The sequence below is a fragment of the Methanospirillum hungatei JF-1 genome, from assembly GCF_000013445.1.
GTDB lineage: Archaea > Halobacteriota > Methanomicrobia > Methanomicrobiales > Methanospirillaceae > Methanospirillum > Methanospirillum hungatei.
In genome coordinates this window covers 750,123-773,255 of the sequence record NC_007796.1, presented here as the reverse complement: position 1 = coordinate 773,255, position 23,133 = coordinate 750,123, and the positions used below count along the sequence as shown (strand labels likewise).

General features: G+C 46.2%; 24 protein-coding genes. 18 read left to right on the top strand and 6 right to left on the bottom strand.

Annotated elements, in window-relative coordinates:
• Nucleotides 1-113: 113 nt before the first annotated feature.
• Genes MHUN_RS03510 through MHUN_RS03500 form a run of 3 tightly spaced genes read left to right on the top strand, consistent with a single transcriptional unit; the run spans nucleotide 114 to nucleotide 2,622 of the window.
• Nucleotides 114-1,217 (top strand): methanogenesis marker 9 domain-containing protein, encoded by a 1,104-nt coding sequence (locus MHUN_RS03510; RefSeq protein WP_011447706.1) that lies wholly within the window; start codon nucleotides 114-116, stop codon nucleotides 1,215-1,217.
• Nucleotides 1,214-2,032, top strand: a complete 819-nt coding sequence (locus MHUN_RS03505) for a triphosphoribosyl-dephospho-CoA synthase (RefSeq protein WP_011447705.1) — start codon at nucleotides 1,214-1,216, stop codon at nucleotides 2,030-2,032. The genes MHUN_RS03510 and MHUN_RS03505 overlap by 4 nt, the downstream gene beginning before the upstream one ends.
• Nucleotides 2,020-2,622 carry a DUF447 domain-containing protein gene (locus MHUN_RS03500; protein WP_158498148.1) on the top strand — a complete coding sequence of 201 codons (603 nt, stop codon included), beginning with the start codon at nucleotides 2,020-2,022 and terminating at the stop codon, nucleotides 2,620-2,622. The genes MHUN_RS03505 and MHUN_RS03500 overlap by 13 nt, the downstream gene beginning before the upstream one ends.
• A 2-nt stretch (nucleotides 2,623-2,624) precedes the next feature.
• Here the strand turns inward: MHUN_RS03500 and MHUN_RS03495 are convergent, their stop codons facing one another.
• The 3 genes from MHUN_RS03495 to MHUN_RS19185 are packed head-to-tail and all read right to left on the bottom strand — an operon-like array spanning nucleotide 2,625 to nucleotide 5,871.
• Complete coding sequence (locus MHUN_RS03495) at nucleotides 2,625-4,490, bottom strand: molybdopterin biosynthesis protein (protein ID WP_011447703.1); 1,866 nt, start codon at nucleotides 4,488-4,490, stop codon at nucleotides 2,625-2,627.
• Nucleotides 4,487-5,698, bottom strand: a complete 1,212-nt coding sequence (gene glp, locus MHUN_RS03490) for a molybdopterin molybdotransferase MoeA (RefSeq protein ID WP_011447702.1) — start codon at nucleotides 5,696-5,698, stop codon at nucleotides 4,487-4,489. Before glp ends, MHUN_RS03495 begins: the two co-directional genes overlap by 4 nt.
• Nucleotides 5,695-5,871 (bottom strand): hypothetical protein, encoded by a 177-nt coding sequence (locus MHUN_RS19185; RefSeq protein ID WP_204223024.1) that lies wholly within the window; start codon nucleotides 5,869-5,871, stop codon nucleotides 5,695-5,697. Before MHUN_RS19185 ends, glp begins: the two co-directional genes overlap by 4 nt.
• 127 nt (nucleotides 5,872-5,998) lie before the next feature.
• On the opposite strand from MHUN_RS19185, the gene MHUN_RS03485 reads away from it, so the two are divergent.
• The 9 genes from MHUN_RS03485 to rpl12p all read left to right on the top strand — a co-directional run bounded on the left by MHUN_RS03485 (nucleotide 5,999) and on the right by rpl12p (nucleotide 13,340).
• On the top strand, nucleotides 5,999-7,732 hold the full coding sequence (locus MHUN_RS03485; protein ID WP_011447340.1) for an IS1634-like element ISMhu4 family transposase: 1,734 nt from the start codon (nucleotides 5,999-6,001) through the stop codon (nucleotides 7,730-7,732).
• Nucleotides 7,733-7,744: 12 nt separating this feature from the next.
• A complete protein-coding gene (locus MHUN_RS03480) occupies nucleotides 7,745-9,073 on the top strand; it encodes a D-aminoacyl-tRNA deacylase (protein ID WP_011447701.1) in 1,329 nt (442 codons plus the stop codon).
• Entirely contained in the window at nucleotides 9,070-10,158 is a 1,089-nt protein-coding gene (gene ftsZ / locus MHUN_RS03475) for a cell division protein FtsZ (protein WP_011447700.1), read from the top strand. The genes MHUN_RS03480 and ftsZ overlap by 4 nt, the downstream gene beginning before the upstream one ends.
• Before the next feature lie 5 nt (nucleotides 10,159-10,163).
• Nucleotides 10,164-10,355, top strand: a complete 192-nt coding sequence (locus MHUN_RS03470; RefSeq protein WP_011447699.1) for a protein translocase SEC61 complex subunit gamma — start codon at nucleotides 10,164-10,166, stop codon at nucleotides 10,353-10,355.
• Nucleotides 10,356-10,360: 5 nt separating this feature from the next.
• Complete coding sequence (locus MHUN_RS03465; RefSeq protein WP_011447698.1) at nucleotides 10,361-10,843, top strand: transcription elongation factor Spt5; 483 nt, start codon at nucleotides 10,361-10,363, stop codon at nucleotides 10,841-10,843.
• A gap of 98 nt (nucleotides 10,844-10,941) precedes the next feature.
• Nucleotides 10,942-11,418, top strand: coding sequence for a 50S ribosomal protein L11 (locus tag MHUN_RS03460; RefSeq protein WP_011447697.1), 477 nt, complete (start codon nucleotides 10,942-10,944; stop codon nucleotides 11,416-11,418).
• A gap of 64 nt (nucleotides 11,419-11,482) precedes the next feature.
• Nucleotides 11,483-12,130, top strand: coding sequence for a 50S ribosomal protein L1 (locus MHUN_RS03455; RefSeq protein WP_011447696.1), 648 nt, complete (start codon nucleotides 11,483-11,485; stop codon nucleotides 12,128-12,130).
• Nucleotides 12,130-12,978, top strand: coding sequence for a 50S ribosomal protein L10 (locus tag MHUN_RS03450; protein WP_011447695.1), 849 nt, complete (start codon nucleotides 12,130-12,132; stop codon nucleotides 12,976-12,978). Before MHUN_RS03455 ends, MHUN_RS03450 begins: the two co-directional genes overlap by 1 nt.
• 50 nt (nucleotides 12,979-13,028) lie before the next feature.
• A complete protein-coding gene (rpl12p, locus tag MHUN_RS03445) occupies nucleotides 13,029-13,340 on the top strand; it encodes a 50S ribosomal protein P1 (RefSeq protein ID WP_011447694.1) in 312 nt (103 codons plus the stop codon).
• Between the two features lie 88 nt (nucleotides 13,341-13,428).
• On the opposite strand, the gene MHUN_RS03440 is transcribed toward rpl12p, so the two are convergent.
• The gene (locus tag MHUN_RS03440; protein WP_011447693.1) at nucleotides 13,429-14,340 is read right to left on the bottom strand and encodes an alkaline phosphatase family protein; all 912 of its coding nucleotides are present in this window, start codon (nucleotides 14,338-14,340) and stop codon (nucleotides 13,429-13,431) included.
• Between the two features lies 1 nt (nucleotide 14,341).
• Nucleotides 14,342-14,818: a peptide-methionine (S)-S-oxide reductase MsrA gene (gene msrA, locus MHUN_RS03435; RefSeq protein WP_011447692.1), complete on the bottom strand. Its 477-nt coding sequence runs from the start codon at nucleotides 14,816-14,818 to the stop codon at nucleotides 14,342-14,344.
• Nucleotides 14,819-14,893: 75 nt separating this feature from the next.
• Between msrA and MHUN_RS03430 the strand changes: the two genes are divergently transcribed.
• The 3 genes from MHUN_RS03430 (at nucleotide 14,894) to MHUN_RS03420 (ending at nucleotide 18,160) form a co-directional block, all read left to right on the top strand.
• Complete coding sequence (locus MHUN_RS03430) at nucleotides 14,894-15,937, top strand: DUF3821 domain-containing protein (protein ID WP_011447691.1); 1,044 nt, start codon at nucleotides 14,894-14,896, stop codon at nucleotides 15,935-15,937.
• A gap of 77 nt (nucleotides 15,938-16,014) precedes the next feature.
• The gene (locus tag MHUN_RS03425) at nucleotides 16,015-17,565 is read left to right on the top strand and encodes an ATP-binding protein (protein WP_011447690.1); all 1,551 of its coding nucleotides are present in this window, start codon (nucleotides 16,015-16,017) and stop codon (nucleotides 17,563-17,565) included.
• 82 nt (nucleotides 17,566-17,647) lie between these two features.
• The gene (locus MHUN_RS03420) at nucleotides 17,648-18,160 is read left to right on the top strand and encodes a nitroreductase family protein (RefSeq protein WP_048067772.1); all 513 of its coding nucleotides are present in this window, start codon (nucleotides 17,648-17,650) and stop codon (nucleotides 18,158-18,160) included.
• 41 nt (nucleotides 18,161-18,201) lie between these two features.
• Here the strand turns inward: MHUN_RS03420 and MHUN_RS03415 are convergent, their stop codons facing one another.
• On the bottom strand, nucleotides 18,202-19,845 hold the full coding sequence (locus tag MHUN_RS03415) for a S8 family serine peptidase (protein WP_011447688.1): 1,644 nt from the start codon (nucleotides 19,843-19,845) through the stop codon (nucleotides 18,202-18,204).
• A gap of 161 nt (nucleotides 19,846-20,006) precedes the next feature.
• On the opposite strand from MHUN_RS03415, the gene hxlA reads away from it, so the two are divergent.
• The 3 genes from hxlA (at nucleotide 20,007) to MHUN_RS03400 (ending at nucleotide 23,068) form a co-directional block, all read left to right on the top strand.
• Entirely contained in the window at nucleotides 20,007-21,296 is a 1,290-nt protein-coding gene (hxlA, locus tag MHUN_RS03410; protein WP_011447687.1) for a 3-hexulose-6-phosphate synthase, read from the top strand.
• 99 nt (nucleotides 21,297-21,395) lie between these two features.
• Nucleotides 21,396-21,923, top strand: coding sequence for a MarR family winged helix-turn-helix transcriptional regulator (locus MHUN_RS03405; RefSeq protein ID WP_239441563.1), 528 nt, complete (start codon nucleotides 21,396-21,398; stop codon nucleotides 21,921-21,923).
• Nucleotides 21,920-23,068 (top strand): MFS transporter, encoded by a 1,149-nt coding sequence (locus tag MHUN_RS03400; protein WP_011447685.1) that lies wholly within the window; start codon nucleotides 21,920-21,922, stop codon nucleotides 23,066-23,068. Before MHUN_RS03405 ends, MHUN_RS03400 begins: the two co-directional genes overlap by 4 nt.
• The last annotated feature ends 65 nt before the right edge of the window (nucleotides 23,069-23,133 follow it).

Below are 23,133 nucleotides of genomic sequence, written 5' to 3'. Positions count from 1 at the left end.
TCAAATAGATCATATGAGAGAGGTTAACCTAAAATAGCTTTCATACCTATTTCCAGAAACATGCAGAGAACCTTATACATAAGAACGATCGATGGTTATGGACAAGGATTATAATGGATACAAATTTCGATCTTTTTATCGGTGATAAACCGGTAAAGACACCAATCGCGGTAGCCTGTATGGCAGGCATTACTGATGGTGCATATATTCGTAATCTTGCGGATCATATCGGGCTTGGCATTATCGGCGGATATGCAATTGATGAACCTACTATAAAAGCAGCACGTGTCCTCTCTGATCTGGGAAGGGAGGAATTTTTACCGAGAAATCTCGTCGATGATTTGAAGGGCCAGATAGCGCTCATCAAGGCAGCCGGTGTTGTTCCGGTTATTAATCTGCGGGCATCAGAAGCCGGTTCTCTGAATGCCCTTGCGCAGGAACTCGGGAATTCAGTCATCTATGAGATTGATGCTCATTGCAGACAGCAGCCGATGATAGATGCACGAAGCGGAGAATTTCTTCTTCATCATCCAGAAGTTCTGATATCCTACGTTCAGGCATTAAAAATTGCGGGGGTGCTGGTATCAGTAAAGATTCGCGCAGGAATAGCTGCCGATGATGTTGAATTGTCCCGTCTGCTCTGGAAAGCCGGTGCTGATATCCTCCATATTGATCTCATGGACTTTGATCACACCCACCTGAAAAAAATCCGCGATACATCTCCGATTTTCATCATAGCCAATAATGGTATTACTACCTTTGAAAAAGCAAAAGAGATGTTTGCGCATGGTGCTGATATGATCTCTCTTGCCCGGAAATCTGATAAAAAGACCCTCTCGACCCTGTATGCGCAGATAGCACAGTACACAAAGGAACATGGGTGGTATAATGCACCAAAGCAGCTCTGCCGGGGAGGAGATATCAGATCGCTTGCATTTTGCTGTATGCCGGTCAAACCCTGTCCTCTCCTCCCCAAACTCCAGCATTATAATATCAGTCCGCAGGAGTTCGTTACCATGAAGATGGAAGCCGTCGCAGGGACCCCTCTGGAGCAGGGAGCCAATACCTGCTTTGGCAGTCTTGTATATTGCTGTAAAGACACCACGCCGTGTATGTTCAGGGATGCGGCACTCAGACAGGCGGGAATTAAAAAATCCACCTACATGGATCTGAAAAGAGAGATCTCTAAAAAATTACTGAAAAAAATCTTCAAATGAGGCCTATAATCAGCAGAACGGAACGGGCGCAGATGGCTATGGCTTTTGAAGTCTGCGCCTGGGACAAGCCAGGGAATGTAGACCGGTGTCATGACTATCCTGACACAAAACTTGAGCATTTTCTGGCATCCGTCATCTTCTGTAGATCGGCCCTGGAAAAGGCTGAACAAAGGAAGGGCTCTGTTGGTGCTCTTATCAGGGAAGCGACTATCCTGACAGGACGACATAAAGGTGGTAATACCCATTTCGGGGCTTTTATATTGCTCATCCCCCTGATCATGGGTGACACCATAAAGGAAGCATCAGAAATTGTAAGACAGACGACCATCGAGGATGCCCTGGATTTTTATGATGCCTTTACCCATACAGCAGTCAGGGTCAGGGACGAGGATGAACTTGACATCAATGACCCGAAGGCAAAAGAAGAACTCATAAAGCGGAAGATGACATTTTTTGATGTCATGGAATATTCTGCACCTCATGATCTTATCGCCCGTGAAATAACCCAGGGATTTCCTCTTACCCGGTATACTGCCGACCTGCTTATTACTCATCAGAACGAGATAAATCCTATATCAAAGGTATTTCTAAAACTATTATCAGAATTTCCGGACACCTTCATCGCGAAAAAGTTCGGAGTCAGTGCATCAGAACTTGTCAGAGAGAAGGCTGCACAGGTATTGGCAGGGAAGATACGTTCTGCACAGCTGGATGAATTCTGTCTGGATAACGGTTACAACCCCGGTTCATTGGCAGATATCATGATATCCGGGCTTTATGTAGCCTTAGGAGAAGGATGGGAGTGGGACCATTAACAGATCCGGTAGACCAGATATTCACTGAAGGAATCAATGAGGTGATCGTTACAACCTATAATAATGCTGCCCCCATGGGCATTATCAGGAAGAATGATTCACTCTCAATGATAGTATTCCGGACCAGTCATACCGCGCAAAATATTATACGGAATGGATGGATTGTTGCCCATATATCCCATGATCCGATTCTTTTCGTGAAAACAGCCTTTGAAGATCTCTCAGAAGAATCCTTCATTCAGGAACTGATCGGGAATCGAATCATTCACCGGCTTCGAGGGATTCAGAACTGGATATGCTGTAATGCACATATTGAACATACTACACCGGATAAACTTTTTGTAAGGCTTGAACCAATCCATGTGAATATCACACAGGTCCTGCCAATTCCGGTTCACCGGGGTCTTAATAATATCATCGAAGCCACGGTCCATGCTACCCGGTTCATTCTCAATGAAGATCCTGAACTTGCCCGGTTTATCCGTCATCATGGTGAACTGGTTCTCCGATGTGGAGGAGAACAGGACAAACGGGCTATGCGGCTCCTCTATGAATATGTTAACACAGCGGTCCCGGGAACATTTTTATAAAATCAGATCGGAGAAATCCTCCTGATTGCTCCTGTTTCATTCGTTCTGTATCCTCCGAGGCGGAAGAGGAGGGATTTGAATTCGTCAGATTGAATGAGGGATACAAGGCTTTGAACCCTGGAATCTGACTCAAAGATCTCTTTTCTCACGACAAGTTCGTACCGCTCTGTTCCGATCGGTATGAATGGCAGATTATATGCTTTTGCTGCTGAATGAACTGCCATTCCAAGATCGGCATCCCCGCTCATAACAGCAAGACAGACGGCAAGATGGGTTGTTACTTCACGATTATATCCCTGAATGGATTCAGAAGAGATTCCTTTCTCTTTTAACATATAATCAAGCAACATCCGGGTCCCTGATCCTTTCTGTCGGTTTATAAACCGATGCGTAGTAATGGCATCAAAATTCAGTCCATCCCTGGAGACGATCCCCTGTTCCCGTTCGGCAATGCAGATAAGGATCAATTCTTCATCAGGCATGTACCGCTTCAGGAATGCGATATTATAATCACCATCATCTGAGAGGAGATGCATAGGGGCCAGATGACAATCACCCCTCTTTAATGCCATAAGGCCTCCCATACTCCCGACATGAACGGATGCAGGGAATATACCGCTGGTTCTAAGAAGATCAGACAGATGATCAATGACGGGATCATGAGAGCCGGTAATGAGAATGGTCTGTTCTGCCTCAGTCAAAGGTACCGTGACCTTCACTGAAACCAGAGAACCTGCTTCAAATCCTTCAGAAGAAGCAGGAATAGTGATGTATCCGTTCGACCTGACAAGACTCATCTGGATACCTGACCCCCGACTCTGAGGGAGAGCAACCCATGTATCTTTGATCTTTCCTGTCGTTACCAGGACAAATTCATCAATGCCAATCTCCGAATAGAGCGGCCCTGCCAGCCTGGCTTCAATTGTCTGATACCGGGGAACATTCAGCCCATACCATATGAGAATTGGCCGGACAATTTCCCGAAGAATGGTATGACAGGCGACCGGATACCCTGGCATTCCAATGACTGGCTTACCTGATATTTCTCCAAATATAACCGGTTTTGCTGGCTTTATTGCAAGACCGTGCACAAAAACAGTTCCCAGTTCACTGATGATCCGGCTGGTGTAGTCTTTTGTCCCTTTTGATGAGCCGGCTGATATGAGGACCAGGTCATGAAAAGCCACTGCTTCGGTGATGGCATCTCTGATTTTTTCAGGCTCATCTGGGACTATTGGATACAATGTAACATGGGCGCCGCTTTCCAAAATCTCAGCAGCAGCCATGAGCATATTACTCTCAATAACCTGCCCTGGTTTTGGCATCGTTCCCAGGGGAACTATCTCACTTCCGGTTGGGATGAGAGCAACTCTGACCGAAAGAACATCAACACCACTAATCCCGTATGATGCCATCGCTCCGATATCTCCTGACCGAATGGTATGACCCCCCGGCAGAATCATCTCTCCAAGAGCGATATCTTCACCGACGGGACGGATATGCTGCCAGGGAAATGCAGGCATACGGATTTGAAAACCATCATCGGTCTCTTCCGTATCCTCGATCATTATGACGGCATCATATCCTGATGGGATGAGATTTCCAGTGTTCACCCGGACAAAATCGGTGATGATAAGTGGGTTCTGATCCGTAGCTCCGTGAGTATCCCCTGACTTTACCGCAATACCATCCATCGCAGAGAGATGACCGGCAGGGTAAGAGAGAGATGCATGAATAGCATGAGCAGTTACCAATCCGATTGAATCCTGAACCGGCACGGTTTTAATTCCTGCCTCAAACGGGAAACGGTTTTGTAACATCCTCAGTCCTTCGGATAAGGATTTCAATTGGAGATATCGTTCAGTCATAAACTCCTCCAGGGTTCTGCAAAAACACGGATCCCTTTTTCATACCCTTCAGTATCTGCAGGAATACAGAGTAGTCCGTCACTCGCGGTAAGGGTATTGGTAAGTCCTGATTTACCAAAAACCGGAGCTATGGCATCTTCATTCAGCATAACCCTGATATAATCTTCTCTTCCTTTTGCCGATGGAACAGAAGAAGTGAGTATTCCTGATATCCGGATCGGATGTGAAATCTCGCCGGTCATACAATAAATCAGGTCCCTGACGAGAGCATGTAAGACAACATAGGCCGAGGCAGGATGACCAGGGAGACCGATAACCGGTTTTTCATGAACCTTGCCGATTATTGTAGGTTTTCCTGGTGAGAGAGCGATACCATGTACCAGCAGTTCACCTTTTTGTCTGATGATATCCGCACACATATCCCGCTCACCTTTTGAGCTTCCTCCTGATATGAGTACCATATCTGTCTGACTGATGGCCTGTATGAGTGCATCTTCAAGAGCGGTCCGATCATCGCGGACTATTCCGACAGGAACCGGAATACCTCCCGCCTCCTCTATAAATCCTGCACACAGATAGGTATTCACATCCCGAATCTGCCCGCCTTTAGGAATGTCTGATACGGGGACTATCTCATTTCCCGTTGAGATGATCGCAACCCGTGGTTTTTCAGATACCGGCACTTCTGAAACCCCACAGGCGGCCAGGACACCCATAACCCGTGAAGAGATTCGTGTGCCTGCATGAAGAGCTGGTTTCTGCGAAGAAAAGTCCTCACCTCTGAAAACAATGTTCTCACCGACCGCTACCGGTTTTGAGATGAATACATCATTTCCCATCTCCTCGCAGTACTCAACCATGACCACGGCATCAGCACCTGGTGGAAGATACGCCCCGGTCGGGATATACATACAGATCCCAGAAGACACACTCCCCGATGGCTCATCACCCATCTCTATCCTGCCTGACAACCGGAGCATGACCGGAATACTCTCTCCTGCACCAATGGTATCTGCGGCACAAACAGCATAACCGTCAACGGTAGAACGGTCAAAACCGGGAATATCGATATCTGATATGATATCAGCACTCAGGACATATCCATGTGAATCTGCAAGGGGAATAGTCTTACCGGTGGTTTTTCTGGCAAGACTTAAAAGAATGGTCCTCGCATTATCGACGGGGATGACCGAAAGAAACCGACTCATTTAAAGCAGCCAAGTTGACATGCACGAATTTTTACATTGTTGGTGTTGCAGTATTTTGCAATATCCATCTTTGAGATGCCGTACTTTTCAGAGATCTCAAAGGCTTTCGGACATTGAATTTCTGTAATGATACCCTCAGTTTCAAAAATTGATTTTATCTTTTCAGGTTCCATATATAATAATTGTAAATTTGTGAATAAAGGTTATAGCTAATAATTACTTACCTTTCGCTGATCTTATAAGGTAAATGTTAAATTATAAAGCTTAACTTTATATCTGAGAAGTGTACATATATATGGGATGATCGCTCCGACACATCAAATTGAACACATCGGCGGAATCCCATATATCTTTGAAACATTAAAAGAACTTCAAATCATACGAATTTTGAATGAGGTATATTCGCCTCACAGAAACTGGGTGGGTTTGCCGATTGGTGAAACGATTGCCATTTGGATCTGCTACTGCCTGACCGAAAATGATCATCGTATGTGTCCCTTGGAGAAGTGGGTTACTACCAAAAAAAATTTACTGGAAAAATTGATTGGTTTTCAATTTAGTCCAAAATGCTTTACTGATGACCATTTGGCTCGTATATTATCTCTATTGCACAATAATGAACTTTGGAACCGATTTGAATCTGAATTAAATCGTTCTACACTGCGTATATATGGTTTAACGGATGAAAACATCGTCCGTCTTGATATGACAACAGTAAACAGCAATGGAATTATCGATAAAAACGGATTAATACAATTTGGCAACTCAAAAGATGACGCCTCCCTCCCTCAAATAAAAATCGTACTTTCAGTGCTTGATGTGCTGGGTTTGCCCCTCACCGTTAGTGTAGTCCCTGGAAATTGTGCTGATGATCCTCTCTATATCCCTGCAATGGAAAAGGTGAAAAAATCTACGGGACAATCTGGATTACTTTTTGTGGGAGATTGCAAAATGGGTGCCATAGCAACTCGTTTGTATACGACTATCAATAATGACTTTTATTTATGCCCGTTATCAGAAGTCTCTCATCCTACTCAGGAAATTTATTCTGCAATCATAGCACATCAGGAGTCTAATCTTTCCTTCACACAAGTTTCACGATCGTACTATGATGGAAGCGATGCGATTATAGCCGAAGGATTTGAGAAAAAAATATCTCATTCAATGGAATATGAGGGGAAAATCATAACCTGGGAGGAACGGCTAATCTACGCAAAATCATTTGCTCATGCAAATAAATTCAGATTATCACTTGAAGAGCAAGTAAAAAAAGCTTTCTTTGAGATAAATTCAATGAATAAAAGAGGAAAGGGAAAGAAAATTTACCGAACAATCGAGGAAGCAAAAGAAAAAGTACATGCTATTCTTGGAGATAAGGGATTAACAGCGGTATTCGAAGTTGAGTATATCGAGCATATTAGTAATACTCCAAAACGAAAATACGGAAACAATCCCGCCAGAATTGAACAATCGACGAGAATTGAGGTTAAACCAACTATTAACTTGCAAGCCCTTCAACAAGCGCAGGAATTATCAGGATGGAGGGTATATGTAACAAATAAACCAGAAAATGAATTATCGATGCAAGATGTTGTTCTGACTTACCGTGATCAGTATATCATAGAGCATCAATTTCATCGGCTGAAGGGAAAGGCACTTTCACTTGCCCCAATGTTTATTCAACGAGATGACAGAATTGATGGTTTAGTGAAGTTTTTGACTATTGTAATGAGACCACTTGTTATTATTGAGAAAAAAGTCAGGGATTCGCTGAAAAGTAGAGGTCAGGGTTTGAGTGGTCTTTTCGAATATAATCCAACGAAAATAGTAAATAATCCTAAAACTGAAAGAATTATTGAGTTTTTCAAAGAGATTTATTTGTTAGTTTCATTTTATGGTGAACAGGTTTTTTACACAATTACTGGGATAAATCAAAAGCATCGAGAGATTTTAAATCTGATGAATGTTGATATTAGTGTTTATACTCAATTGGGATCAATTCAGGAATCTGAATTTAAGATCAGCGAACGGTGAGAATTACCATTCATGACACCAAAAGAACAGTCTCCAACAACCTTACTTATCAGCTCACGCAAAGACCCGGCCGGTTCACTCATTCATGAAGAACTCTATTCATTCCTAGAAGATGACAAAAGGGCTCATTCCCATATCAGACACTGGCATGCAGAAGAACGGCTTATCTATCTTGACGGCCCCTCCCTGCCCCATGATGCAGATAGGATTCTTTTTCTATCACGCCATGCCAGTGAACGGCCACGGCCGGTTTTAACGGTCCATGTCACTGGCAATTTTGGATCTGCTGATTACGGGGGACGTCCAAACACCCTGACACCTGCAGCAACCGGCCTTATGCATGCTCTTATCAACCGGCTGATCATCCATGCTCCGGAAGGGTATGAAGTTATGTATGAGGCTACCCATCATGGTCCGACAGACATCCCTCTGCCCTCCTGTTTTATCGAGCTCGGTAGTACAGAGAAGGAATGGAATGACCGGATTGCTGCCAGGGCAGTAGCACAAGCGGTACTGGATGCTCTTCTCATGGATACCTCATCGGTCATCCCATTAGCAGGATTTGGAGGGACGCATTATGCCCAGCGTCAGACAGAGATCACAAAATTAACCAGAGGCGGCTTTGGTCATATTATGCCGACCCGTGATATTCCTCACCTGACGGATGCATTATTTCAGGATATCATCTCTTCTACCGGTGCTTTTGCAATCTATATTGATGGGAAATCCATGTCTGGAAAAGAGGAGCGGATGATTACCGGTCTTGCAGACAAGCATACCATCCCGATCCTTGGTCAGGGGGATCTGATGCGGCTCTTTGATCTCCCGTTCTCTGAATATATGTCTATCAGAAACCTTGCAGAATCACTCATTCCCGGATCATCAATCGTTCTCCATACCATCCTGGAGATGCCTGCCCCGGTCTCCCTGACCATTCCGGGTGAGCTGGTCGATGAAGTTATGAAAGTTGCTGCAGAAGAGTTCATTTCTGCGCTAGACTCATTTCCAATCGTACATATGACCGGGAGAGGAAAAGCATGTCATCCGGTTTTTATTACCGATGCAGCATTCAGCGGCAGAATATCGGATGAATTAATACATCTCTGTGTAACATTGTTACAGGACAGATACACCTGTTCTTTTGAGGGGGATTCTTTAATCATCAAAAAATTACGGTTTGATCCGAAGAAAGCCAAAAATCTGGGCATACCCTCTGGCCCGCTCTATAGTGAGCTGATGGCAGGAAAGCCGGTCGAGGTTGGTGATTCGGTTATCTATCCGGAAATGGTGATGACAGAGACAGAAAAGCGGATTCACATTCCGCAGAGGCAGGCCAGATGAAATCAATCGTTGAAGAAGCGCTCAACAGGGCAAAAGCAGAGCAACAGATTCCGCAGAATAATAGTGATCTTGATGCTGTTCTCCGGACGATGACAACCCGGATCTCAGTTATCGGTTGTGGAGGTGCCGGGTCAAACACAATTACCCGGATGAAGGATGAGGGGATTGCAGGAACCACCCTGTATGCCATCAATACCGATGCCATGCATCTTGCAACCGTCAAGGCAGATCACCGTATTCTTATAGGAAGACAGCGGACACGAGGTCTTGGGGCAGGATCCTATCCGCAGGTCGGGGAAGAGGCAGCACTTGAGAGTGAACATGACATCCGACGGGCTGTTGAAGACTCTGACATGGTCTTTATCACCGCTGGTCTTGGCGGGGGAACTGGTACTGGGTGTGCTCCGGTGGTTGCACGGGCAGCCCATGAAGAAGGTGCCCTGACTATAGCCATAGTCACCTTACCTTTCACATCTGAAGGGGCCATCAGGATGGAGAATGCCGAGGCAGGGCTTGAACGTCTTCGTGATGTTGCAGATACCGTCATTGTCGTTCCGAATGACCGGCTCATTGAGGTTGTACCGAAATTGCCACTCTATGCCGCATTCAAGGTAGCCGACGAGGTCCTGATGCGGGCGGTCAAAGGTATCACCGAACTTATCACCGTGCCCGGTCTGGTAAACCTTGACTTCGCCGATGTGCGGGCCATCATGGAGAAAGGAGGAGTTGCCATGATCGGGATGGGTGAGAGTGATGCCCAGGACAAATCTGCGGATTCGGTGCGCAAAGCCATACGATCTCCTCTGCTTGATATCGATATTTCCTGCGCTACCTCTGCTCTAGTTAATGTTACCGGAGGGCCGGATATGACCATGGCTGAAGCTGAGGGTGTTGTTGAAGAGGTTTATGCCCTGATTGACCCTGATGCACGGATAATATGGGGAGCTCAGATAGATCCAACGATGCAGAACACCATACGGACCCTGCTTATCCTGACCGGCGTTCGGTCGCCACAAATATATGGTAGAAATGAAAAAAATAACCCGAAATTTCAGAGACACTTTGAGATTGATTTTCTGAAGTGATATACATGGAAATCCCCAAACTTGACATCAATTTAAACGAGGAACTTTTCCGCAAATACATGCGTATCCTCAAACTGGCCCGCTTTCCAACACGGGATGAGTATACAAAAATAGCACTCGTCGCTGCGGCAGGTGTCGTACTGATTGGAATTATCGGGTTTGCAATCTACGAACTCTTCCTAGTACTTCCGGCCTGATTCGTATGGAGAATGAACACCGTCTTACCCGCATTTTCGCGGTAAAGACCACAAACCGGGCAGAACGGTCGGTCGCAGACAATATCGACAAGGCGGTGCGGGACGCGGATAATGATATCCGGGTTATGTCAGTTATTGTCCCTGACGAACTGAAAGGATATGTTCTGGTAGAGACCGATGAGCCGATCGCCAGGGTCCAGGAACTGATGGAACATGTTCCCAGTGCGCGCACTGTCCTACCAGGAGTTACCACCCTGGAAGAAGTCGGTCACTACCTGATACCAAAACCGGCAGTCAGTGGCATTGACGAAGGGACGATTGTTGAACTTATCAATGGTCCGTTCAAGGGAGAAAAAGCGGTAGTCAAGCGTGTAGACGCCTCAAAAGAGGAGATTACCGTTGAGCTGTATGAAAGTGTTCTGCCGATTCCTATCACGGTTCGGGGTGACCATGTCAGGGTCATCGACCGTGGTGAGGACGACTCATAAGGTAGCTCCGACAACCTGGCAGGACATATTCTTTTTTATCTATCCTTCCAACCTTTATGAACCCAGATGGACATAACCGTCCTGACTGGTGATACACAATGGCAGAAGTAGTCGAGGTACTAGTACCCGGTGGCAAAGCCACTGCTGGTCCGCCACTCGGTCCGGCACTGGGTCCCCTTGGTATCAACGTCAAAGCTGTTGTTGATGAGATTAACAAAAAAACCGCATCCTTCAATGGTATGCAGGTTCCTGTCCGTGTAGAGGTGGACGAGAAGAAGAACTTCACCATCTCGGTTGGTATTCCACCCACGACAGCGCTCATCATGAAAGAAGCAGGCGTTGAAAAAGGCTCTGGTGAGCCGAACACCAAGATTGTCGGGGACGTGCCACTTGAGGCTGCTGTCACGATTGCCAAAATGAAACTTGATGACATGCTCTCCTATGATCTCAAGAATGCGGTCAAGGAAGTTGTCGGTACCTGCGTATCGCTCGGTATTACAGTTTCAGGCAAAAAACCCAAAGATATGCTCAAAGAGATAGATTCGGGCGCTCATGACGCAGTCCTCGTGGGATAGAATCGATATGTAACCATAGAAGATCGTGGAATCAATCACGGTCGCATCACTATGGAGGAACCTGATGGTAGAGAAGAGCGTCCTTATTGACGCATTGAAAAAGGCAAAAGAACAGGCGCCTGAACGGAAATTCACCGAGAGTGTCGATATGACCATTAACCTGAAAAATATCGACATGTCTCAGCCGAAAAACCGTATTGATGAGACAATCCTCCTTCCCCACGGGAATGGACGAGTAGTCAAGATTGCCGTTCTTGGTTCTGGTGACATTGTCACTCAGGCACGAGAATCCGGTGTTGAACTCATCATGGGACCGGAAGAAATTGAGCGCCTTGGAGGTGCCCCTCGTGAAGCACGTAAAATTGCATCCGAGCATCAGTTTTTCCTTGCAGAAACGCAGGTTATGAGTCTTGTCGGAAGATGGCTTGGTCCACGACTTGGTCCACGAGGCAGAATGCCCCAGCCGATTCCCGCCGGTACGGATATCCGTCCAATCGTGGAGCGTCTTCGGAAATCTGTCAAAATCAGAACCAAGGACAAGATGTCATTCTCACTCAAGGTAGGAACAACCGCCATGAGTGAAGAGGAGATTGCAGAGAATATCGATGCAGTCCTCAAGCGTATTCTCTCAAAACTTGAGATGGGTGACTTCCAGGTCAGATCGGTCTATATAAAGACAACGATGGGGCCGTCTGTGAAGGTGGAGTTATAATGGCATTGTATACCGCACATCTGCCCCAGTGGAAGAAGGATGAGATTACCACTATCAAGCGTCTCTCCAGCGAATATAAGCTGGTAGGACTTGTTGATATGTATGGAATCCCAGCCAGACAGGTGCAGGATATCAGAAGAAATCTTCGCGGGAAAGCCGAATTGATTATGACCCGTAACACGCTCATCGAACACGCATTCGGTGAGATTGGGGGATCCATAACAGACCTCTCTTCACACTTATCCGGACATTCTGCTCTCATCTTTACCAATGAGAATCCTTTCAAGCTCTACAGCATGCTTGAAAAGACAAAAACAAAGATGGCAGCACGTCCTGGAGAGACTGCACCGGAAGATATCGTCGTTTCAAAAGGACCGACCAGTTTCCGTCCAGGTCCAATTGTCGGTGAGCTTCAGCAGGCCGGCATTCCTGCAGCAATTGAGGCAGGAAAAGTTACCATTCGTGAAACAAAAACTGTGGTAAAAGCCGGTCAGGAGATCAACAAAAAACTTGCAGATGCACTTGCAAAGCTGGATATAAAACCGATGGATGTCGGTCTTATTCTGCAGGCAGCCTTCTACGAAGGAAGTATCTACGAGTCTGATGTTCTGGCAATCGACGAGACTGCATTCTATAACAGCATTATCACCGCTGCAACCCACGCCTTTAATCTGTCAGTCAATGCTGCATATCCAACCAGGGATACCGCATCTGCACTGCTGACCAAGGCTGTCCGTGAAGCACGCGGAGTTGGTGTCGAGGCTGCAGTCACCAGTAGTGACATAATCGATGCTGTTCTTGGAAAGGCACAGGCTCAGGCCATGGCCCTCCAGAATGTTGTCGGATAATCAATATGCTAACAATACGAGTAATCGGAAAAATATTTAGGTGAATTAACATGGAGTATGTATACGCTGCACTCCTTCTGCACAAGGCAGGAAAGGAGATCAACGAATCCTCTGTTCAGGCAGTACTTTCTGCCGCTGGTATCGCTGTCAACGAATCACGTGTCAAGGCACTTGTCGCATCCCTTGATGGTGTCGACATTGAAGATGCAATCAGCAAGGCAGCAGCAGCACCGGTCGCTGTTGCAGCAGCTCCTGTTGCAGGTGCAGCTCCGGCAGCAGCAGCAGCAGAAGAAGCACCAGCTGAAGACAAGAAGGCAGAAGAAGAGAGCGGAATGGCAGGGCTTGGTGCTCTGTTCGGCTAAACTCTTTTCTTTTTTCTCTTCGACAAAGTTATTATTTGTTCCAGAGTTCACAATTCATTGAAGAACTAGGAATTCTTTTCTGTAAAAATCAGGGGTTGAGAGCCGTTGCATTATACGACGGGTTCATCTCATCATACGAAACACCGAGTCTTTTCAGAATCGTCGGTGTGATATCTTTCTGATCGCCGGTCAAATTATATCCCGGTTCATTGGTCACCATCCAGAGAGATATCTGTCCGGTATGATCTTTGGGACCGGTATTGAACCCGTGATCAGTCGTGACATATAATACCGTCTTATCAGAAATCCCCAGATCCTTGAGGGCTTTAAGAATATTTCCGGTCGCTTCGTCTATCTCCTGAATTGCCGTAATCTGCTGAGGAGATCCTGCCCCGTATGCATACCCTGCATCTGCCGCATCCCTGAAGTGAGCGAAGATAAAAAAGCGACCCAGAGATCCGAAATGGTAGACTGATTCAGATGCAACCGACCCGACTAGACCTGCATCACTGTTCCGGTCATAGTAATAATCAACCACCTTGCCTGCATGATAAAAGGGCAGCCCTTTGAGCGTCCCAAGACTTCTCTCCTGTGATGCCACAATAGCAGTACTGATATTACCTGATCCAAATGCATCTTCAAGCCGTTCAAATACCGTCATCCCATGAGGGATCTCGCCATATCGCATACTTTTAAAGACTCCGGTCTGTTCCGGTGAATAACCAGTCAGAATCTGGGCGTGACCGGCCATGGTATCCGGATAGTGATCGGTTATTGAGATATTGATAAAACTGCCATTTTTTAAAAGAGAGGAGAGATGAGGAAGAGAGCCGGTTTCAAGAAGATTTTGGAGGGTATCTTTAGAAATGCCATCCCATGAGATGAGGATAATACCCCGTGGATCCGAAGGAACTGCAGAAACATTCCCGATAATGATACAAATCAGCAGAAAAAGTACAACCACACTCTTTCTTTTGGTATTACACAGATGGTCTTTCATATCAGAACAGACTCCGTCCATAACGCTGACCAATTTTCAGAAAATAGGACTGATGATACTCCTCCGCAGGCCAGAAAGTTTCTGCCGGAACAACCTCTGTCGCAATTGCGGCATGATATCGGCCTGACTGGTTCATCTCCGCAATAAACATTTCTGCCTCCTCTTTTTGCTCAGGTGAGGTATAGAAGATGACGGAGCGGTACTGGCTGCCGACATCAGGCCCCTGCCTGTTTACTTCTGTTGGATTATGCAGGGAGAAGAAAATTTCCAGAAGTTTTCGATAGGTGATTGCCGTATCATCATATTCAAGAGCAATTGTCTCTGCATGACCGGTCGTATCTGAACAGACCTCCTGATAGGTAGGTTCTATTGTATGCCCCCCCATATATCCGACTTTGGTATTGATTACTCCCGGCACTTTCTGAAATCCTGCTTCAATGCCCCAGAAACAGCCACCAGCAAAAAAGGCAATTCCCATATACCGATCTTGATCTGAAGACTATTTAGTGAGATGGGTGAAGAAAAATTTAAACTATAAAGGAAATTGTTCATTATGAAATATTCTCTAGCCGGGCTTTTCAGCCTGCTCATGATTCTCTTCTGCGCATCACAGGCAAGTGGAGATTTAAGAACAATCTCACCAGGAGGGACCGTGTTTCTAGGAGAAGAAGGACTGGACATTTCTGCAACCGGTGTTATGAACGGAGGGCAGATTGGATGGTGGGCTCCGGGGAGCAGCAGGAGTTCAGACCCGACGGAACTCATGACGGTATCATCCCCTGACTCATTTTATGTTTCGCCATCAGCCTTTTCCGGGAAAGAGGGGCTCTGGTACTCCTGGCCGGAAGGTAGCCCGGTATTCCAGGTAAAAAGGCCACAGGTATCGGTCAGAGTTTATGATGAGACTGCGGATTTTGATGCAACCGGAAAATGGATCCCAAGAGGAGATGCGGTATCATTCCGGATATCATCAAATGTTTATGAAGCAAATTCCCGGGGAGGTCCGGACGGGCAGGTGGATATCGTTCTCACCAGTCCTGAAGGTGCAAAATACTCTTCCGTGTCCGGCCCGTCCGGATCTTTCAGTCTGTCCGGGATTCCGCTTACCTCATCTTTAACCTCCACCGGTCCTGTCTGGAATACCGGGGGAGTTACCGTCGGGACCTGGACCGTTCAGGCAGAACTCTCAATGAACCGCATTAAGGATAATATGCCGGATACGGGGGCAGGGATATCATCTCCGGTGGAAGTTCTTATTCAGAATATCAATCCCCTCATTAAAGCACCAGTAGCGATTGAGATCGGAACCCCCGAACCGGATATAACTCCAATGGTCACACAAACAACACCTCCCGCATATTCAGCCCCGGTTACAAAACCCATAACCCCGGTCCAGACTGTAGAGACACAGGTACAGATCCCTGCACCAACGTTCACGCATGTTCCAACCCCCACCTATACAACCGTACAAACTATCGAACCAACACCGGAGAAAACACCTGAATCAACACCAGTCCCTGAACCTACCAAAGCCCCTCTCGGTATACTATCAATTATTGGAGCAGGATTCGTTCTGATGGTTCTGATAAAACCCTGAAAATGTATTCTGTACCGGATTTCATCGCCCTCTCAATCAATACTTATTTTACCAGCCAATAGATAGTAGTGAAAGAGATGTCCCATCTGAAACTACCGATAGGTATCCAGTCTTTTACTGAAATCAGAACCGGGGGATATGTCTATATTGATAAAACACCTCTGATTCACTCATTAGTACAATCCGGAAAATATTATTTTCTTTCACGTCCCCGGCGGTTTGGAAAAAGTCTTCTCATCGATACGTTTGATGCGGCTTTTTCACAGAAACCGGATCTCTTTTCAGGACTTTTTCTGGACAGTCCGGATTCAAAGTGGGACTGGAATAAGAGGAACCCAGTCCTCCGGATAGACTGGTCACTCTCATCCCCACGGACACCAGCAGAGTTGAAAACACAGATACATGAGCTCATCTCTGCCTGGGCAAGGACCTGGAATTTTGAACCTTTTGAGACATCGATTGGCGGACGATTTTCATCATTAATCAGGGATATTCACACGAAAACAGGTGAACAGATCGTTATCCTTGTTGATGAGTATGACAAGCCTATCCTCGACACCCTGGAAGATCCTGTTCGTGCGGCTGATATGCGGGATATTTTGCGTGACTTTTATGGATTCATAAAACCGCTTGATTCTCATATCAGGTTTGTTTTTATCACCGGTGTATCGAAATTTATCAAAACCGGTATCTTTTCCGGTCTGAACAATCTTCAGGACATAACCCTTGACTCCCGGTACTCCACCATCTGCGGATATACAGAAGAGGACATCAGGACCTCCTTCGCATTCTGGTATGAACAATATGATCCTGATCTCATCCGTGATTGGTACAACGGGTACTCCTGGACCGGTAAATCAGTCTATAATCCCTTTGATATTCTTTTGTTTTTTGATTCAGGTATCTTCAGACCGTACTGGTTCGAGACAGGAACACCATCATTTCTGCTAAAAAACTGGCTGAATGAGCCACGATTACCCGCAGAGTATGACGGAATGATATCAGGTGATGATATTCTCCTTTCATTTAACCCGGAAAAGATAACGGTTGAAACCTTATTATTTCAGACCGGATACCTCACCATCAGATCCTGGTCATCTGACGGCATCCGGGGATTTCGATGCACACTCGGGTATCCAAACAAAGAAGTGAGAACGTCTCTCAACCTGCTGTTCTCTGAGGCTCTTTCCGGTTATTCACTCTCGGATAATCGTGATATCCTGTTTTCGATCCTGGAACTGGGGGATGAAGAAGGATTACATGCTCACCTTCAGTCTTTCTTCGCATCAATTCCTCATGACTGGTACCGAAGAAATCCCCTTGCAAGATTCGAAGGGTATTGGGCAAGTCTCATGTATTCGTATCTTGCAAGTCTAGGGTTCGAGGTAATCCCGGAAGATACAACGAATAAAGGTCGGATAGATCTGACGGTTAAAACACCCTCATATATCTGGATCTTCGAATTCAAAGTAAAGGGCATCGGGCAAAAAGGAAAAAAGGATCCACTTGATCAAATTGACGAACGTGGATATGCAGAAAAGTACCTTTCAGACCCCCGGCAGAAGATAAAGGTCGGCATCCTGTTTGATCCTGAAACGCGAAATATTGAATCCTGGACAGTTGGATAACCTTTTTTCCGAATTCACCTGGAGCGGATGATACCCCTCAGGGACCGATAATTATCTTCAATGATAAGTAATAATGAATACTATGAATCTTGGAGTGACGATTATCAAATCACGGCGGAGCGTCAGATCATACATTGACAAACCACTCAGCGATGAAATTATTAAAGAAACCCTTGAGTGTGGTCGTCTGGCTCCGACAGCAATGAATCTGCAGCCCTGGCTTCTTGGTGTTGTAACAGATCGTGATCTGCTGAAAAAAATTGCAGATTTTACCGATCATGGGAAGTTCATCGCTGAAGCAGCAGCCTGTTTTGTCATATGCGGGGATAAAAATGCGAAATATTATCTGGAAGACTGCTGTGCAGCAACCATGAACATGATAACCTGTCTGCAGTCCTATGGTGTCGGGACCTGCTGGGTTGCCGGAGATAAAAAAGAGTATGGGGCTGATATCTGTAAACTTCTGGAGATACCAGAGCCTTATTCATTAACATCACTCATTCCGGCAGGGTACCCGAAAGAAGTGAAGGTTCCAAGCAAAAAACCGGGAAAAGAGATCTTCTTTACCAACCGGTGGTCACCGGAAGAAAAATAAGGGATTGAATAATCCAATCTTGATTTTACCGTCCATTACCATTATATAGACTGGAATAACTTGACCACGTCTGTATAATCAATTCTGTTATTTCCTGAAAAGTCAAATGCTGCCACCGGTTCATTTTTACTGATCCAGTCCATCTGCTTAAAGAAGGTCACCACGTCCGAGTAATCTGCACGCCCATTTCCGTTCACATCCTCATACTTCCCGTCACCATTGAGGTCTTTTGGTGGCTGGCTCATACCCGGAAGGGCAACAACACCCGAAGAAGAACCTCCTCCGCCAAGGGCTTTATAAACATTAATTCTTCCACCAGAAACTGTTTTCCCAGAGAATGCAGGGAGTTTATCGACGGTGTCCATTATCTTAGCCTTCAGAGCTGCAGGAGTCATGGATGGATTCTTCGAGAGCAGAAGGGCTGCAAGACCTGCTACATGAGGTGTTGCCATTGAGGTCCCTTTCATCTTCACATACTGATGACCGAGTGATGTCGGATACGTAGACATAATCCAGTCTCCAGGAGCCGCGACGTCTACGGTGGTTGCGCCATAATTAGAGAATGAAGGTATCCCATCCTTTGCATCAGATGCTGCAACTGATATAATCTGGGGTGAATCAAAGCCGGATGGGTAATGCGGTGTGATATCATTGTTAGATCCCGCATTTCCTGCAGCACAGGGGAACAGAATATTGGTTGAAGCAATCGCATCCCCTAATGCCTGACTTTTTGCGGTCCCACCCCATGAACAGCTGATAACATTGGCTCCCATCCGTCGTGCATAGGCAATGGCATTGAGTGATGCTGCTGTATCTCCGTTACCATCGGCCCGCAGAAACTTCAGAGGCATGATCTTTACCTTCCAGGCAACACCAGCAATTCCTACCCCGTTATTTCCAATCGCTCCGATGACTCCGGCACAATGAGTTCCATGTCCGTTGTCATCCATCGGGTCATTATCGTTGTTGATAAAGTCATATCCGTGAACATCATCCACATACCCGTTCCCGTCATCGTCAATACCATTATTAGGGATTTCTCCGGGGTTTGTCCAGATATTTCCCGCCAGATCCGGATGGTTATAATCCACACCGGTATCAATGACGGCTACTACTATAGCATTTGATCCGGTAGTAATGTCCCAGGCCTTTGAGGCTCCAATATCAGCACCACTAATCCCCCCGGTCTGGCCGGTATTGAAAAGGCCCCATTGATCGGAAAATTTTGGATCATTCGGAAATGACAGGGCAGAAAGCGCTCCTATCTCATCAGGACCTGCCGGCTCTGTCTCCGGAAGTGATAACGAGATGATATAATTCGGCTCAGCATAGGCGACATATGGTGAACTTTCAAGTTCTGCGATGGCCTCTTTTACAGACACCGGGCCAGTAATATCAAGTGCCTGAAGATTGGAAAGACCCTCAGCTGAAAAATCGGTTGCTACTTCTGCCCCCAGCGCCTCAAGAGCAACCGGTCCTGATCCTTCAGCTGCAAGTGCTGCAACTGTCCCGTCTTTATACTTTACAATGACTTCGCCGGGCACATACGGAGCAGGTGCTGACTCTCCGGTCCCATTTGACGATTCAGATACTTCATCAGCATATACTCCGGATATCAAACCTGAAAACGATAATCCGGTCAATATTATAAGAGTTAACAGATATCGAAAATGCGCGAACTGCATGTTCATCCCCCACAAAGACAGCCGGTTCAGACTGTATGTAATAGGATCTATAAATTCAGAGAGATTTAAGTATCTTCCCCGAGGGGTATGGCAGACATTATTCCAGGGCATACAATCATAAAAAGGAAAACAATTATCCAAGATACCGGTAACGTGTACCTATGAACCGGTCTGTACTCCAGGTCGCGCTGGATCTGGTTGAACTTGACCGAGCTATTACCATAGCCGGTGAAGCTGTTCTCGGAGGTGCTGACTGGCTGGAAGTTGGAACTCCGCTCATTAAAAGTGAAGGGATGAGAGCCGTGTCCGCATTGAAATCAGCATTTCCTGACCGGCAGATCATTGCGGATATGAAAACTGCTGACACCGGGGCAATCGAAGTAGAAATGGCAGCAAAGTCAGGAGCAGATATCGTTTGTGTCCTCGGAGCCTCTGATAATTCTGTCATTGCCGAATCGGTTCGGGCTGCACGAAAATATGGGGTGAAGATCATGGCAGACCTCATCTCCGTTCCAAACCCTTCAGGCAGGGCCGGCGAACTTGAACAGCTTGGTGTTGATTATATCTGTGCTCATACCGGTATTGACCAGCAGATGACCGGGACAGACTCACTTGACCTTCTCATGAAAGTTATCAGGGAAGTGAGCATACCAGTCGCTGCAGCCGGTGGAATATCAGAGAAAACAGCACCTGGAGCAATAGCTGCAGGGGCCTCCATTGTCATTGTCGGTGGATCCATTATCAGGTCATCTGATGTCACCGGTTCTACGCGCAGAATTAAGGAGGCCATGAATCAGCCGGTTCCCTATGCAGGCCCTGACATCTCTCAGGAAGATGAAATTCGGGAGATTCTCAGGTATGTCTCATCATCCAATGTATCTGATGCCATGCATCGGAAAGGAGCCATGTCAGGAATGATCCCGCTCTGCCCGGGAACAAAAGCAGTCGGGAAGGCGGTCACGGTGCAGACTTTTGCCGGGGATTGGGCAAAACCGGTGGAGGCAATCGATATCGCATTACCAGGTGATGTCATCGTTATTAACAACGACAAGGGAACACATGTTGCTCCCTGGGGAGAGCTTGCAACCATCTCCTGTCTGAACCGGGGGATTAGTGGTGTTATCATTGATGGAGCAGTCAGGGATGTTGATGATATCAAAAAGATGCAGTACCCCCTATGGTCCACGGCAATGGTCCCGAATGCCGGAGAACCAAAAGGATTTGGTGAGATTGGATCTGAAATCCAGTGTGGTGGGCAGACGGTGAACCCCGGAGACTGGATCATCGCCGATGAAAGTGGTGTAGTTGTCATCCCAAAAACCAGAGCCTATGAGATTGCCAGACGTGCCAAAGAGGTTTACAATACGGAGCTTCGGATAAGGCAGGAACTCAAACAGGGAAAAACACTCTCACAGGTGATGAATCTTCTCCGGTGGGAAAAACATTCCTGATTTTTCAAAAAACACTTTTTTAGAATGCTTATTATAAACTCCTGAATAAGAGTTGCGGATAAATTATATAGTTACTAAATCATATAGTAACTAAGGAAAATGGAAGATAATCAAAATATCCGGGACCTGTACCAGGTCTGGATGCGTCTCATGAACAAATTAGGCGAATCAGAAAAACTGCCCCGAAATTATGGGATTAATGAACTGATGACACCATCAGACATTCACCTGATTCAGGCAATCGGTGCTAATCCAGAGTCTAATATCCGGACAATTTCAGATATTCTCGGGATTACACCAGGAGCTGCCTCTCAGCAGGTGACGAAATTGGCAAAACGTGGTCTTGTAACTAAAAGTAGGGGAGTAAAGAATGAGAAAGAAGTATTCCTGTCACTGACGCCCCTTGGTGAGAAAGCATACCGGCATCATGAAACGCTCCATGAAGAAATTTATCAGCGGATTATCAGCCGAATAGACCCTCTGGAAACCAAAGATATACACACAATGAAGAAGGTCCTCCAGGCGATGGAATCGGTGTATGAAGAACGACTCTGCGAGGTCAGAAGAGAACTTATGCAGTATAATGCCCGGAATGAGACAGATGAATCAATGGGGGACTTCTGTTGAGTGCTTTTCGGAGAATCGGTGAACTAACCATCGCCCACCTGATCAATGATATTTATGCTCCTATCCTGATGGCACTCCAGCCGGTGCTGATCACCATGTATGGATACGGGTATTTTGAGGCTGCATTACTCCCGGTTGTTCATAGTCTTACCTCATCACTCTTACAACCCCTCTTTGGATATCTGGCAGATAACAAGGGAATTAAAGTCAGTATTGGAATTTCCATCCTCCTCTCCGGTATAGGAGTATCTGTGCTTGGTCTGATTCCAAACCAGTATTATATCATGCTCCTGTGTGTAGCCCTTTCAGGGGTTGGACATGCAAGTTTTCATCCCGGTGCTCTCTGTCAGGTCAGTATTCTTGCAACCGGAAGTTCCCGAGGGAAACTTACCTCGCTCTTTGTGGTAGGTGGGAATATGGGAATGGCTCTCGGGCCCATCATTGCCGGGATAATCCTGACAACCGGGGGAGTACCTCAGGTCATCTGGCTGATTGTCCCTGCAATTGCAACCGCATTATTCCTGCACGTAAACCCGATTACGGATTGCTGTAACATAAAACAGGAGAAGACATCAGAAGGAAAGGAGAACTGGAGACCGGTCATGCTCCTCTTCACTGGAGCTACCCTCCGATCATGGGTTACCTTTGGAGCTATGACCTTTTTACCCACATATCTGGTGCTTGAAGGATATTCGCTCCTTGAAGCGACTACACTGGTGAGTATCATGATGATAGCAGGTGTTGCCGGTCAGTTATCAGGTGGTGCCCTGTCTGATCGGATTGGACGGAAAAAAGTTATCGTTTTCACCACATTAGCATCCATTCCGGCATTCATCGCTATTCTTCTGACCCATGGACTGTTCCTGATTCTTTCCATGATGATCTTCGGATTTTTACTCTGGTCGTCTTTCTCGGTCACCATTGCATTATCCCACGAGATGATACCCTCTAAGATAGGGCTGATTTCTGGATTATTCCTCGGAATTGCTATGGGTGCTGGAGCAATCGGGGTGTCGATATCAGGAGCGGTTGCTGATATGGCAGGACTGTACACCTGCCTTGAAACATTTCCGGTAATATTGATGGTATCTGTTATCATATTCATGATGGTAAAATCCTCCTCACCTCATCCAAACCAGGATTAATCTATTCTTTCTTTTTTATGAAAGGTGACTTATGTAAGATTACCTAATATACCATAAGGTGAGGT